The 13,521-nt window shown below is 65.4% G+C and carries 15 protein-coding genes and 1 tRNA gene; 11 read left to right on the forward strand and 5 right to left on the reverse strand.

Features of this window, described 5'->3' with window-relative positions:
• The coding region (locus G481_RS0103050; protein WP_028028697.1) for an integrase core domain-containing protein at window positions 1–275 on the forward strand (275 nt) is incomplete at its 5' end.
• A 127-nt stretch (window positions 276–402) separates the two neighbouring features.
• Here G481_RS0103050 and G481_RS0103055 read toward each other — a convergent pair.
• The 3 genes from G481_RS0103055 to G481_RS0103065 form a co-directional block, all read right to left on the reverse strand.
• On the reverse strand, window positions 403–1,335 hold the full coding sequence (locus tag G481_RS0103055) for an IS5 family transposase (protein WP_028028698.1): 933 nt from the start codon (window positions 1,333–1,335) through the stop codon (window positions 403–405).
• Window positions 1,336–1,358: 23 nt separating this feature from the next.
• Window positions 1,359–2,186 (reverse strand): DUF6538 domain-containing protein, encoded by an 828-nt coding sequence (locus tag G481_RS22690; RefSeq protein WP_051294274.1) that lies wholly within the window; start codon window positions 2,184–2,186, stop codon window positions 1,359–1,361.
• Window positions 2,187–2,330: 144 nt separating this feature from the next.
• Window positions 2,331–2,414: transfer RNA gene (locus G481_RS0103065), tRNA-Tyr, on the reverse strand.
• Window positions 2,415–2,544: 130 nt separating this feature from the next.
• On the opposite strand from G481_RS0103065, the gene rlmB reads away from it, so the two are divergent.
• The 5 genes from rlmB to G481_RS0103090 all read left to right on the forward strand — a co-directional run bounded on the left by rlmB (window position 2,545) and on the right by G481_RS0103090 (window position 6,819).
• Entirely contained in the window at window positions 2,545–3,324 is a 780-nt protein-coding gene (gene rlmB, locus G481_RS0103070; protein ID WP_154664514.1) for a 23S rRNA (guanosine(2251)-2'-O)-methyltransferase RlmB, read from the forward strand.
• 155 nt (window positions 3,325–3,479) lie between these two features.
• Window positions 3,480–3,950: a CoA-binding protein gene (locus tag G481_RS0103075; protein ID WP_028028700.1), complete on the forward strand. Its 471-nt coding sequence runs from the start codon at window positions 3,480–3,482 to the stop codon at window positions 3,948–3,950.
• A gap of 80 nt (window positions 3,951–4,030) precedes the next feature.
• Window positions 4,031–4,681, forward strand: a complete 651-nt coding sequence (locus G481_RS0103080; RefSeq protein ID WP_028028701.1) for a protein-L-isoaspartate O-methyltransferase family protein — start codon at window positions 4,031–4,033, stop codon at window positions 4,679–4,681.
• A gap of 78 nt (window positions 4,682–4,759) precedes the next feature.
• Entirely contained in the window at window positions 4,760–6,085 is a 1,326-nt protein-coding gene (locus tag G481_RS0103085) for a TolC family outer membrane protein (protein WP_342666555.1), read from the forward strand.
• Window positions 6,086–6,177: 92 nt separating this feature from the next.
• Window positions 6,178–6,819: a hypothetical protein gene (locus tag G481_RS0103090; protein ID WP_154664515.1), complete on the forward strand. Its 642-nt coding sequence runs from the start codon at window positions 6,178–6,180 to the stop codon at window positions 6,817–6,819.
• A gap of 90 nt (window positions 6,820–6,909) precedes the next feature.
• Here G481_RS0103090 and G481_RS0103095 read toward each other — a convergent pair whose 3' ends face one another.
• A complete protein-coding gene (locus G481_RS0103095) occupies window positions 6,910–7,236 on the reverse strand; it encodes a DUF6280 family protein (protein WP_028028704.1) in 327 nt (108 codons plus the stop codon).
• Between the two features lie 377 nt (window positions 7,237–7,613).
• On the opposite strand from G481_RS0103095, the gene G481_RS0103100 reads away from it, so the two are divergent.
• From G481_RS0103100 to G481_RS22695, 4 genes are read left to right on the forward strand one after another with little or no spacing between them, the layout of a single operon-like run.
• A complete protein-coding gene (locus G481_RS0103100) occupies window positions 7,614–8,780 on the forward strand; it encodes a peptidoglycan glycosyltransferase FtsW (RefSeq protein ID WP_028028705.1) in 1,167 nt (388 codons plus the stop codon).
• Window position 8,781: 1 nt separating this feature from the next.
• Window positions 8,782–9,879, forward strand: coding sequence for a UDP-N-acetylglucosamine--N-acetylmuramyl-(pentapeptide) pyrophosphoryl-undecaprenol N-acetylglucosamine transferase (locus G481_RS0103105; RefSeq protein WP_028028706.1), 1,098 nt, complete (start codon window positions 8,782–8,784; stop codon window positions 9,877–9,879).
• Between the two features lie 2 nt (window positions 9,880–9,881).
• Window positions 9,882–11,300 (forward strand): UDP-N-acetylmuramate--L-alanine ligase, encoded by a 1,419-nt coding sequence (murC, locus tag G481_RS0103110; protein ID WP_028028707.1) that lies wholly within the window; start codon window positions 9,882–9,884, stop codon window positions 11,298–11,300.
• Window positions 11,301–11,328: 28 nt separating this feature from the next.
• Window positions 11,329–11,568 (forward strand): hypothetical protein, encoded by a 240-nt coding sequence (locus G481_RS22695; protein WP_035025016.1) that lies wholly within the window; start codon window positions 11,329–11,331, stop codon window positions 11,566–11,568.
• A 3-nt stretch (window positions 11,569–11,571) separates the two neighbouring features.
• Here the strand turns inward: G481_RS22695 and G481_RS0103120 are convergent, their stop codons facing one another.
• Window positions 11,572–12,570, reverse strand: a complete 999-nt coding sequence (locus G481_RS0103120) for an AraC family transcriptional regulator (protein WP_028028708.1) — start codon at window positions 12,568–12,570, stop codon at window positions 11,572–11,574.
• Window positions 12,571–12,734: 164 nt separating this feature from the next.
• Here G481_RS0103120 and G481_RS0103125 point away from each other — a divergent pair, with 164 nt between their 5' ends.
• Window positions 12,735–13,511 carry an SDR family oxidoreductase gene (locus G481_RS0103125; protein WP_028028709.1) on the forward strand — a complete coding sequence of 259 codons (777 nt, stop codon included), beginning with the start codon at window positions 12,735–12,737 and terminating at the stop codon, window positions 13,509–13,511.
• Window positions 13,512–13,521: the final 10 nt, after the last annotated feature.

Consider the following 13,521-nt stretch of genomic DNA (forward strand, 5'->3'; position numbering starts at 1 on the left):
AACGGCTGGCCGAAGCCGAAATCGACCTTTCAGCAGGCACCGTCGGTGACGCCTACGACAATGCGCTGGCCGAATGCGTGATTGGCCTGTTCAAGACCGAAGTCATCAACCAGATCGGCCCTTGGAAATCGATGCGCGAAGTCGAATGGGAAACCCTGAAGTGGGTCGATTGGTATAACAACCGTCGCCTGCTCGGACCCATCGGATACATCCCGCCCGCAGAAGCAGAGGAGGCGTTCTATGCAAACCTGAACACACTCGATATGGTCGCCTAGTCATTGAACAAACCACCCTCCGGTAAACCCGGGGCGGTTCAAGATCCAGTGAAAAGGACTTCTCGGAGCGAATGGCTCTGTTGCACAAATCGGCTGGTGGTCGGAACTTCCCCATCCCCGGACAGACTTATCCTGTGACTTCCGTGATGGGCGTGCCGAGGGCGGTGAAGCCGTTCAGCACGGCGACGCGGACCTGGAACTCGGCGACCTGACGATCGAACTCGCGTGCGGACAGGCGCTGGCCCAGCAACTTAACGCAGTGCATCTTGGTCTCGGCCCGGCTTCGGCGGTGATAGCCGCTCCATCGTCGCCAGATTGTCCGCCCGACACGCTTCGATGTGCGCAGGATTTCGTTGCGTGCGACAGCCCCGGCGGTGTCGGGTTTCCAGGGCTTGGCATTCTTGCGGGGCGGAATGATGGCGACGGCCCCACGGGCGGCGATGGCATCATGGCACTTGCGGGTATCGAAGGCGCCGTCGGCGGTGACGCTGGCGATCTCCTGGTCGCGCGGGATCTGGTCGAGCAGCTCGGGCAGCATGGGCGCGTCGCCCACGTCGCTGGTCGTGAACTCGGCGGCTCGGATTTCCAGTGATTTCTCGTCGATCCCGATGTGGATCTTGCGCCAGACCCGGCGTTTGGAGTCGCCGTGCTTGCGGGCGTTCCACTCCCCTTCGCCCTCAACCTTGATGCCGGTGCTGTCGACCAGCAGGTGCAGCGGTCCATCCGATCCCCGGTAGGGGATGTTGACCTTCAGGGTCTTCTGGCGCCGTGACAGCGTGCTGAAGTCAGGCACAGCCCAGTCCAGACCGATCAGCCGCAACAGGCTTTCGACGAAGCCGGCCGTCTGTCTGAGCGCCATCCCGAACAGCACCTTCATCGTCAGGCACGTCTGGATCGCCGCATCGCTGTAGGCGGGCTGGCCGCCGCGCTTTCCGGTCGGCGTGGCTTCCCAGGTCATGGCAGGATCGAACCAGATCGTCAGCGCGCCACGGCGCTTGAGCGCCTTGTTATACTCAGGCCAGTTTCTGGTCTTGTAGGCGGGGGGTGTGGGTCTGCTCATGCTCCGCAGCTACCACCTTGGATTCACGAGATGAATCCCTCACCAGATTTGTGCAACAGAGCCAGTATCCTGTCCCGAATCCACTTTTCGGAGAACGCGGGTCGCTTTCCTTTTTCACCCTCATCAAGGCGCAGGCCTCCAAGGGGCAGGGTGAGCCCAAGGCGCTTTTCTTCGTTGACCAGCTTCAGAACTTTGCCGAAGTGGTCCATGTTTTTGTTTGCGGTGCTGGGCGAAAGATCGTCAGCTTCGATTTTCTCGATCCACCAATCCCGAAACGCACGCACATCATCGCGGGTAAGATCTTCGAGTACCTTGTCCCCGACAACTTCAACGAAGTCGCGGTTTGCTTGTCGGATCGGTGCTTCCCACTTCCGCATCTGGGCATCCGACTTGCCTAGTCGCTTGTCGCGGGCAATCTCGAAATACAACTCAAGTGCTCGGGACACCGAGATTTTCGGTTCCGGAACCTTTCCGAGCAACGCAGCGGTCTCGACCTGGTCGGGCTGGCCCGCGACTTCCGGAATCGCTTCGATGCGCGCAAGAAGATCATCAGTCGGCAGGGCCAACACCTGGTCTTGCGGCAGATATGCGAGCCCATGGCGTTGTGCGATCCGCTTTGCTGCAGTGAATCTGCGTTCTGCATCGTCGCTCATGCCGTCCTGGCGAGCTTGCCAGGCATCGATCTGTGCTTGCCACGCGGCTGCGGCCTTCTTTTCTGCAAGCGTCAGCGAGTCCGTGTGCAGCGAAATCCAGATGGACTCCCGCTTCTCCACGTCCCCGAACTGCTTCGGGACACGGCGTTTAAGCCAGTAAACGCGGTTGCGAAGCAGGGGTTTCGTAGCCTTGGACATGTGCCGAATCTGCCGGGTTTTGGTCTATCCGGCAAGGCCCTGTGGGTAGCAAAATGGATCGCAAATTTCAGGCGCCCAGAACGCAAGAAGGCCGAGCTTTTCAGCCCGACCTTCATAACCACCAGATATTCTTGAAGAATTTCGTGGTGGGCGACCCTGGAATCGAACCAGGCATGGGTCTCCCCGGCGGAGTTACAGTCCGCTGCCGCACCTTGCAGCACGTCGCCCGACGCTGGCGGGGGAATACCCAAGGTGTCGGGGGGCGTCAAGGGCGGAAAATGCGCTCCTTCGCATAAGTTGGTGCCCCTTGCGCCCGCCCCTCTGGCGGCGCATGATTCCGCCGATCAGGAGAAGTCACATGAAGAAACCCGCCTGGGTCATCGACAAGGAACGCGCCAAGGCCGCCGCCGCGCAGGAAACGGTGTGGCTTTTCGGCCTGCACGCGGTGCGCGATGCGCTGATGAACCCGGCGCGCGACAAGCTGCGGCTGCTGGTGACCAAGAATGCCGCCGACAAGCTGGCCGAGGCGATCGCGGCCAGCGGCCTTGAGCCCGAGATGCAGGATGCCCGCAAGTTCCAGGCGCCCATCGACCCCGACTCGGTTCATCAGGGCGCCGCGCTGGAAGTGCGCCCGCTGGACTGGGGCCGGCTTGAGGATGTGGCGGCAGGCGGCGAAGGCAAGCCGCTGGTCGTGCTGCTGGACCGGGTGACCGATCCGCACAATGTGGGCGCGATCCTGCGCTCGGCCGAGGTCTTCGGCGCGCGCGCGGTCATCGCGCCGCGCCATCATTCGGCGCCGGAAACCGGCGCGCTGGCCAAGACCGCCTCGGGCGCGCTAGAACGTCAGCCCTATCTGCGGGTGACGAACCTCTCCGAGGCGATGGTTGCGCTGCGCGACATGGGCTATGTGCTGCTGGGCCTGGACGGGCAGGCGGACCGCACGCTGGCCAAAGGGGTGGCCGAGGCAAATGGCCGCCCGATCGGGCTGGTGCTGGGCGCCGAAGGGCCGGGCCTGCGCGAGAAGACCCGCGAGACCTGCGATGCCCTGGTGCGCATTCCCTATGGTGGCGGCTTTGGCTCGCTCAATGTCTCGAACGCTGCGGCCGTTTCGCTTTACGAGGCGACGCGCGGGGGCTGATCACACATGCGCGACATCCCTTACATCGCCGCCTGCGATGATTATCTTTGTGAGAGGACGCGGAACCGGAACTCCGTGACCTTTCTCACTGTCCCTCGTTCCGACACTGGCGCCCGGATAACCTCCCCGGGCGCCTTTTTCTTTTGGTGAGCCCCGTGATCGACACAACCGACGACGCAACCCTGCGCCGCATCTTCTCGACCACCCGCGTGATCGCGGTCGAGGGGATCGTGCCGGATCCAGCAAAACCCAGCAACTATGTGGCCCGCTTTCTGGCCGAACGCGGCTATCAGGTCATTCCGGTGAATGCCGCCCATGCCGGCAAGGAGGTGCTGGGCCAGAAGATCCTTGCCAGCTTTGCCGAGATCCCGGCCGAGGTGAAGGTCGACATGGTCGACATCTTCCGCCGGTCGGAACATGTGCCCCCGGTGGTCGAGGCGGCGCTGGCCCATCTGCCGCATCTGCGCACCGTCTGGATGCAGGTCGGCATCACCAACGCGGCGGCTGCGGCGCTTGCGCGGGCGCGCGGCATGACGGTGGTGCAGGACCGCTGCCCCAAGATGGATATCCCCCGGCTGTTCGGCGCGCAGGGCCTTGGCGAATTCGCCGCAGAGCCACAGTTGTGAAACCTCTGGGCGCGGCGGTTGCCCCGGCGCGCCGATTGTGGCAAGAGACGAACGTAATCAACCTTTTCTGAAGGCCCCCAATGTCGGATTTCGCCGCCCGCCGCGTGATGATGGTCGACAACCAGATCCGCCCCTCGGATGTGACCAAGTATCCGGTGATCGCCGCCATGCTCGCCGTCCCGCGCGAGGCCTATGTGCCCGCTGACCGGCGCGAGGCGGCCTATGTGGGCGAAAACCTTGCCATTGGCGGCGCACGCACCATGGTCGAGCCGCGGACGCTGGCCAAGCTGCTGGACGGTCTGAACATCCAGCGCGACGAGCTGGTGCTGAATATCGGCACCGGGCTTGGCTATTCGGCCGCCGTGATCGCGCGCATGGCCGAAGCCGTCGTCGCGGTCGAGGAAGAGGGGCTGGCCGCCGAGGCGCAGGCGGCCCTTGGCGATCAGCGCGTGGACAATGTTGCGGTCATCGCGGGGGAGCTGGCTGCAGGCGCGGCCAAGCACGCGCCTTATGACGTGATTTTCATCGAGGGTGGCATCGAGGTGTTGCCCGATGCGCTGGCCGCTCAGTTGAAACAGGGGGGCCGCATCGGCTGCCTGTTCATGGAAGGCGCTCTGGGCACCGCCCGGATCGGCACGAAACTTGGTGACGGAATTGTCTGGCGCGACGCGTTCAACGCGGCGGCGCCGGTGTTGCCGGGCTTTGAACGAAAAGGCGAGTTCGCACTCTAGACGACCTCGGGCAGGGGCAAGAAGAAGGGAACGGGCAGAATGTTGGGCAGGGCAAGGCAAATGATGCTGGGGGCGGCCGTGGCCATTGTCGCTGCGATCCCGGCGCAGGCGGAGACCTTGGGCGATGCGCTTGTTGCCGCCTACAAGAACTCCAGCTTGCTGGAACAGAACCGCGCGTTGCTGCGCGCGGCAGACGAGGATGTAGCGCAGGCAGTCGCCGCGCTTCGGCCGGTTGTGGATTTCATCATTCGCGGCACCCACGTCAACAGCGAGGTGCGTCCTGCCAGCAACGGTGAAAGCCTGACGGCGGCGCTGTCGGCCTCGCTGACACTGTATGATGGCGGCGCAAGGAAGCTGGGCATTGCGGCCTCGAAAGAGACGGTTCTCGCCACGCGGCAGGGGCTGATCGGCGTCGAACACAATGTGCTTTATCGCGCTGTTCAGGCCTACATGCTGCTGCGCATGTACGAAGACGTCGTGGCTCTGCGTCAGGGCAACGTTCGGGTTCTGGTGCGCGAGCTGGAAGCCGCGCGCGACCGGTTCGAACTGGGCGAGATCACCCGCACGGACGTTGCGCTGGCCGAGGCCCGGCTGGCGGGGGCGCGGGCCGAACTGGCCGCCGCCGAAGGCGATGTGCTGGTCGGGCGCGAAACCTATGAACTTGCCGTCGGCCAGAAGCCTGGCCGGCTCAGCAATCCGCCGCGGCTGCCGGTGACGGCAAAGTCGGTCGAAGAAGCCAAGGCCATTGCCCGTGGCCAGCACTATGCCATCAAACAGCTGCAACATCAGCTGGCCGCCGCAGAGATCACCTTGCAGGCGACCAAGGCACGCATGGGGCCGTCCCTGGGGCTGAGCGCCGATGTCAGCCATACCGACACCGGCAAGATGGACCGGACGGTCACCCTGTCGCTGTCCCAGCGTCTGTATCAGGGCGGCGGGCTGTCGGCGGGGTATCGCCGGGCCTTGGCGCAGCGCGATTCCGTGCGCGCAGCGCTGCAATACAAGGTTGCCGAGGTCGAGCAGGCCGTGGGCGAGGCCTGGGCACAGCGCAGCGTCGCCCGTGCCTCGATCGAGGCGACGGATCGTCAGATCGTTGCCGCTCAGGCCGCCTATGACGGTGTGCGCGAGGAAACCAAGCTGGGGGCCCGCACCACGCTGGATCTGCTGAACGCCGAACAGGAACTTCTGGATGCGCGCGCCGGCCGGCTGACGGTCGTGACCAACGAATACATCGCCACCTATGGCTTGCTGGCCGCGATGGGCTATCTGACGGTCGAGCATCTGAAGCTGGGCATTCCGACCTATGACGTGACCGCCTATTACAACGCGGTGAAGAATGCGCCTGCGGCCTCGGCCCAGGGCAAGCGGCTGGATCGCATTTTGCAGACCTATCAGCGCAACTGAGCTGGCAGAAATCCGAACAAAGCGCCCGGTCGGTTGTGCCCGGGCGCTTTCGCGTCTAGACTCTTCGGAAAATCGGCTAGGGCAGGGCTGGCATGAGCGATCGCATGAGCAATGTCGAGATCGAGGACGTGTTATCCTCGATCCGCCGTCTGGTATCAGAGGATCTTCGCGGCGCACCTGCGGCCGACCCCGTGCGCCCAGCTGTGCCGCGGCTGGTTCTGACCCCGGCGCTGCGCGTGGATGCGCCTGTTGCCCCCGAGCCGCAGGCCGAGCCAGAGACGCTCGGCCCCGTCGGGCGCGAGGCGCTGGTGGCCCGCCTGGCAGAGCTGGAGGCCATCCTCGACGCGCAGGACCAGTCCTTCGAGGAGGACGCAGGCGAGGCGCTGGACCTGCCGGTTGCCGTGGCGCGTCTGGCCGAGGCCGCCGAGGCGCCGTTCGCCGAGGCGCCGTTCATCGACAGCTCGGACGATGAGGCACAGCCCGCCGTCGCGCCCGAGCCCGAGGAAAGCTTTGCCTGGACCGAACCCGTCGAGGCCACTGGCGAAGACGAAGTCTTGCCCGCCGCCAGCGAAGAGGCCTTTGCCACGCTGGATGCCGCGACCTTGCGTGAACTGATCCGCGACGTGCTGCGCGAAGAGCTGCAAGGCGAGATCGGCGAGCGTGTGACCCGCAATCTGCGCAAGATGATCCGCACCGAGGTCAGCCGCGCGCTGACTGCCCGAGGGGTGGTCTAGGCGCGGCAGTCGGCCACGCAAAACGCGGCCACGCAAAACGAAAACCGCGCCGTTCGCAGGCGCGGTTTTCGTTTCAGCAGGCGTCAAGCGTCAGGCGGCTTCCGCGTGATCGGCTTCCATGGCAGCGCGGCGCTCGGATTCCTCGCGCGACAGCGCAACCGAGGTGCGGATGCCCTTGGCCACGAATTCCATCAGGCCCTTGACCACACGCTCGTTGGGGTCGATCCCCGCGCAGGACAGCACCTCGCGCCCATCGCGCGAGCGGGCCCAGCGGGCGATCTGTTCGGGGCCATTCCCGTATTTCTTGTCGTCAGCGATTGCATCGTCGAGTGCGGCGAGCACAACGGCGGCAAAAAGCTTGCGTGCGCGTTGACCCTGCTCGAAGTTGAAGGCGCTTCCATCAACGAAATCAGCCATTTCGTCGTCCTTGTTCTTCCGTCGTTATGATTATGCGTATTGCGTCCGCAGACGTGAGGCCGAATATGACGTTTAAGTGGCGATTCGGTATTTCCGTTTCGGAATGCCAGTCATGCACTGGGAGCATGGCAGGCATAAACCCCTTACAGCATCTTGTCGGCGGACCCACGGTCAGCCGCCGATATATGGGATCTCGGGTAGAAATTTCAACCTTTTGTTCAAGTTTTTACCACACGCGCGCGTGACCGCCGATGCGCCGCCTTTGCGCTGGAAAATGCGGCGACTTCACGGTAGCCTTGTGGCCAAGACCCGGACACCGGGCAGAGCAGTTGGGGCGCCCCGCATGTTGCGGGGCCAGCAAGGACAGGCGGTCGGCAATGACGGAGATGGTGCACGGCACCTTGCCCCTGCGGGCAGGCGAGCCGGTTCTTCCGCGCTGGTGGCGCACGATCGACAAATGGTCGATGGCGGCGGTGCTGGCATTGTTTTCCATCGGGCTGCTGCTGGGCCTTGCGGCCAGCGTCCCCCTGGCCGAGCGCAACAACCTCGACTCGTTCCACTATGTCCAGCGCCAGCTTGCCTTTGGGCTTGCGGCCGTCGTCACCATGGTAGGTGTGTCGATGATGGATCCGCGCCAGATCCGGCGCATGGGGGTCGTGCTGTTTCTGGTCGCCTTCATCGGGCTGATGTTGCTGCCGTTCTTTGGCACCAACTACGGCAAGGGCGCGGTGCGCTGGTTCTCGCTGGGGTTCGGATCGGTTCAGCCGTCGGAATTCCTCAAGCCCGGCTTCATCATCGTCTCGGCCTGGCTGATCGCCGCGGCGCAGGACATCAACGGGCCGCCTGGCCGGGCCTGGTCGTTCGGGCTGCTGATCCTGGTCGTCTCGCTTCTGGTGCTGCAACCCGACTTCGGGCAGGCCTCGCTGGTGCTGTTCGGCTGGGGCGTGGTCTATTTCGTGTCGGGCGCGCCAATGCGCATCCTGCTGGTCGTCGCCTCGCTGGTGGTGGTCGGCGGGGCGGTGGCCTATAACAGTTCCGATCACTTTGCCGGCCGGATCAACGGCTTCCTGTCGGCCGAGATCGACCCGCGCACCCAGATCGGCTATGCGACGACCGCCATTCAGAACGGCGGCTTCTTCGGCACGGGCGTGGGCGAGGGGCAGGTGAAATGGCAGCTGCCCGATGCGCATACCGATTTCATCATCGCCGTCGCGGCCGAGGAATACGGGCTGGTTCTGGTCAGCCTGATCATCCTGCTTTACGGCACGATCGTCGTGCGCTCGCTGATGCGGCTGACCAAGGAACGCGACCCCTTCATCCGGCTGGCCGGGGCAGGGCTTGCCTGCATCTTCTCGGTTCAGGCGATGATCAACATGGGGGTGGCCGTGCGGCTGTTGCCGACCAAGGGGATGACGCTTCCCTTCGTGTCCTATGGCGGCTCGTCGGTGGTGGCGGCCGGGCTGACGGTGGGGGCGCTGTTCGCGCTGACCCGCCACCGCCCGCAAGGCGAGATCAGCAACATCCTGCTGCGGCGGGGGCGCTGAGATGACGGCGCCGCTGCTGCTGATCGCCGCCGGGGGGACCGGCGGGCACATGTTCCCGGCCCAGGCGCTGGCCGAGGCGATGGTGGCGCGCGGCTGGCGGGTCAAGCTGTCGACCGATGCACGCGGGGCGCGCTATGCGGGTGGCTTTCCGCAGCAAGTGTCGATCGAGCAGGTCAATTCGGCCACCTTCGCCCGCGGCGGGGTGCTGGCCAAGGCGCTGGTTCCCCTGCGCATCGCGGCTGGCGCGCTGGGGGCGGTGGTGTCCATGCTGCGCGACCGTCCGGCGGTGGTGGTGGGCTTTGGCGGCTATCCGTCGATCCCGGCGCTGACGGCGGCCACGCTGCTGCGCCTGCCGCGGATGATCCATGAACAGAATGGCGTTCTGGGCAAGGTCAACCGCCTGTTCGCCCCGCGGGTCGATGCGGTGGCCTGCGGCACCTGGCCGACCGATCTGCCGCAAGGGGTCAGCGGCACCCATACCGGAAACCCGGTGCGGGCTGCCGTGCTGGAACGCGCCGGCGCGGCCTATATCCCGCCCGGTGACTACCCCATGAGCCTGCTGGTCATTGGTGGCAGCCAGGGCGCGCGCATCCTGTCGGATGTGGTCCCCGAGGCCATCGCCCGCCTGCCCGAGGCCGTGCAGCGCAACCTGCGCGTCGCCCATCAGGCCCGTGCCGAGGATCTGGACCGCGTGATCGCCGCCTATGACGCCGCAGGCATCCGCGCCGAGGTGCAGCCCTTCTTCACCGACATTCCCCGCCGCCTGTCCGAGGCGCAGCTGGTGATCTCCCGGTCCGGGGCCTCGTCGGTGGCCGATATTTCGGTGATCGGGCGGCCTGCGATCCTGATCCCCTTTGCAGCAGCCACCGGCGATCACCAGACGGCAAATGCCCGCGGCCTTGTCGAGGCGCAAGCGGCCATCCTGATGCCCGAGAGTGCGGCCAGCGCCGCGGCCCTTGCCGAACAGATCGCCGCCGTGCTGACCGACCCTCAGGCGGCGCTGCGCATGGCGAACAATGCCCTTGGTGCCAGCCGCCCCGATGCGACTGACGCCCTTGTCCATCTGGTCAGCGAGCTGGCCACGAAAACGAAAGCCTGACGATGAGCCCCGCAACCAAGCTGCCGCACGAACTTGGCCCTATCCATTTTGTCGGGATCGGCGGCATCGGCATGTCGGGGATTGCCGAGGTGCTGATCACGCTGGGCTATACCGTGCAAGGATCGGACTCCAAGGCCAGCAAGATCACCGATCGGCTGGTCAGGCTGGGCGCCACCTTCTTCGAAGGGCAGGCGGCCGAGAATATCGGCAATGCGGCGGTGGTGGTGATTTCCTCGGCCATCAAGAAGGGCAACCCCGAGCTGGAGGAGGCGCGGCGCCGCAAGCTGCCGGTGGTGCGCCGGGCCGAGATGCTCGCCGAACTGATGCGGCTGAAATCCAACATCGCGATTGCCGGCACCCATGGCAAGACGACGACCACGACGATGGTGGCGACGCTCTTGGACAAGGGCGGTCTTGATCCTACGGTCATCAACGGCGGGGTGATCCACGCCTATGGATCGAACGCCCGCGCGGGGGCCGGCGAATGGATGGTCGTCGAGGCGGACGAGTCGGACGGCAGCTTCAACCGCCTGCCCGCGACCATCGCCATCGTCACCAACATCGACCCCGAGCATATGGAGCACTGGGGCAGCTTTGACGCGCTGCGCAAGGGGTTCACCGATTTCGTGTCGAACATCCCGTTCTATGGCCTTGCGGTCTGCTGCACCGATCACCCCGAGGTGCAATCGCTGGTCGGGCGCGTGACCGACCGCCGCGTCGTCACCTTTGGCTTCAATGCGCAGGCCGATGTGCGGGCCGTGGGGCTGACCTATGAAAATGGTATAGCCAGCTTCGACATTTTGCTGCAATCTGAGGGCGAAGGTTCGAGAATTGAAGGTTGTACCTTGCCGATGCCGGGGGATCACAACGTCTCGAACGCGCTGGCGGCCGTTGCCGTCGCCCGTCACCTTGGCATGAGCCGCGATGACATCCGCGAAGCGCTGGCGAATTTCGCCGGGGTCAACCGCCGCTTTACCAAGGTGGGCGAGGTGAACGGCGTCACCATCATCGACGATTATGGCCACCATCCGGTGGAAATCGCCGCCGTGCTGCGCGCGGCCCGTCAGGCGACCAAGGGCCGGGTGATCGCGGTGCATCAGCCGCACCGCTACACCCGCCTGCACAGCCTGTTCGAGGATTTCTGCACCTGCTTCAACGAGGCCGATGTCGTCGCCATCGCCGAGGTCTATGCCGCAGGCGAGGATCCGATCCCGGGCACCAGCCGGGATGATCTGGTGGCGGGGCTGATCGCCCATGGTCACCGCCATGCCCGCGCCATTCTGGACGAATCCGATCTGGTCCGCCTGGTGCGCGAACAGGCGCGGCCGGGGGACATGGTGGTCTGCCTTGGGGCAGGGACGATTTCGGCATGGGCCAATGCCTTGCCGCAACGGTTGGGGGAAACACAATCGGCCGCGTGATCGCGCGGCCGCAAGACGAGGGCAAGCCATGCTGATGACCTTGTTCGCCATGATGCTCTGGCTGGCCGCCGCGCTGGCGTGCCGGCGGCTGCCAGCCGGCCTTGCGACTGCCGCCCGTGTCGGTCTGACCGTTGCGGGCATTCCCATGCTGGGGGCGGTCACGCTGGTGCATGGCCCGTTGCCGGGCCTGGCCGGGCTGGTGATGGGAACCGCGCTTTTGCTGCTGATGCCGCTGCCAGCGGGCCCACAGGGGCGCAGCGCCCTTTAGCCGTCAGTCCTGATACCCTCCGCGCGCCGCGCGCAGGGTTTCTGACGGAGGAATGCCGAACCGCGCCCGATAGCTTTCGGAAAACCGCCCGAAATGGGCAAAGCCCCAGGCAAGGGCAGTATCGGTCACGGTTGTCTTGCCCGCCATCAGATCGGCATGGGCGGCGTCAAGGCGCCGGTCGCGCCACCAGCCAAGGGGCGTCGTGCCGCGCCACTGACGGAACGCCAGTTGCAAGGCGCGCGCCGAAATGCCTGCCGCCTCGGCCACCTCCTCGATGGTCAGCGGGCGGCGCAGATTGGCCTCGATGAAGCTTTCGGCCAGCCGCAGATGGCGCGGGCGGGGGGCTGACCGCGCCCGCCCCAGATGGGCGGCGTGGTCATGCGCGCCCGAATCCAGCAGCCCCGACATCAGCGCCGATTCCACCTGCCGCGCCATCAGCCCCTGACCCAGCGGGGCGCGGCCTGCATCGGCCTCGGTCGCCAGATACAGCGCCAGCCGCCGCACCGCGGCCCCCGCGCCGCTGGTCAGATCCAGCGGACCATCAAAGGTCAGCATCCGGTCGGCCCGCGCGCCAAGCTGGGCCGACAGATGATCCATCATCGCCTCGCGGTCGATCTGGATCAGCAGTTGCGCGCAGCCCTCGTCCCAGATCATCGTGGTCGGACGGTGGGGGTTCAGCACCGCCGCCCGCCGGGGCGAGGAATAATAGGCCGCCCCGCCGTTCGAGATCATCGCGCCCCCGGCCAGCGGGATCTGCACCAGATAGAACCGATCCAGCTCTCCGGGTGCGATCAGGGCCTTGGCGCCATATTCGATGTAGTTCAGGCTCAGCCGCTCGCCCCGCAGATGATGCTGGCGGGCATTCAACCGCGCCCCACGGCCCAGCGTCTCCAGCCGATGCGGGCAGAACACCGCCGCGACACGCTCGCGTGCCTCGTCAAGGTCGGTGGACTGGAACAGCGCGTGGGCCTGCAAGGGCCTTGGCGCCGTGGTGGTCAGCATGGCCGGTTCCCCTGTTGTGACAGCAGCGTAACACGGATGGCCGGTCTGCAAAGATACGGCAGGCAGATTTTTTCGTTTTTCGGATAATCGCTGCGGACCCCGGCTAGCGGCGCAAGGGCTGCGGCCCAAGACTGCTTGAAATTCAAACAAACAGGGAGCCGGACATGCGGGGATTGCAAGGCAAGGTGGCCATCGTGCCAGGCGGCGCGACCAAGATCGGGCAAGCGGTGGTGCGCGCCTTTGCCGAGGCGGGCGTGCGGGTGATGATCGCCGACATCAACGAAGAGGCCGGCCGCACGATGGAGGCCGAGGGCGTCGCCTTCCAGCGCTGCGACGTGCGCAGCGATGACGACATTGCCGCGCTGGTGGCCGCGACGCAGGCGAAATGGGGCCGCATCGACTTTCTGGTCAATGTCGCCTGCACCTATCTGGACAATGGCGTCGCCTCGACCCGCGCGGAATGGCTCGAGGCGCTGGATGTGAACATCGTCGGCTCGGTCATGCTGATGCAGGCGGCGCGCGCGGAACTTGCGCGCAACAAGGGCGCCATCGTCAACTTCGGCTCGATTTCCAGCCGCGTCGCGCAAACCGGACGCTGGCTTTACCCGGTGTCCAAGGCGGCGATCCTGCAATTGACGCGCAATCAGGCGATGGATCTGGCGCCCGAAGGGATCCGGGTCAACGCGGTGTCCCCCGGCTGGACCTGGTCGAACATCATGGATCAGCTGACCGGGGGCAACCGGGCGAAAACCGATGCGGTGGCGGCGCCCTTTCACCTGCTGGGCCGGGTGGGCGACCCCGAGGAAGTCGCGCAGGCCGTGCTGTTCCTGTGTTCGGACGAGGCCAGCTTCATCACCGGCACCGATATCCGCGTCGATGGCGGCTACACCGCCATGGGGCCGGAACAGGCGGTGCCCGCGATTCCGAAGCTGATGGAATAATCAAGATATA

It is taken from the genome of Gemmobacter nectariphilus DSM 15620 (genome assembly GCF_000429765.1).
GTDB lineage: Bacteria > Pseudomonadota > Alphaproteobacteria > Rhodobacterales > Rhodobacteraceae > Wagnerdoeblera > Wagnerdoeblera nectariphila.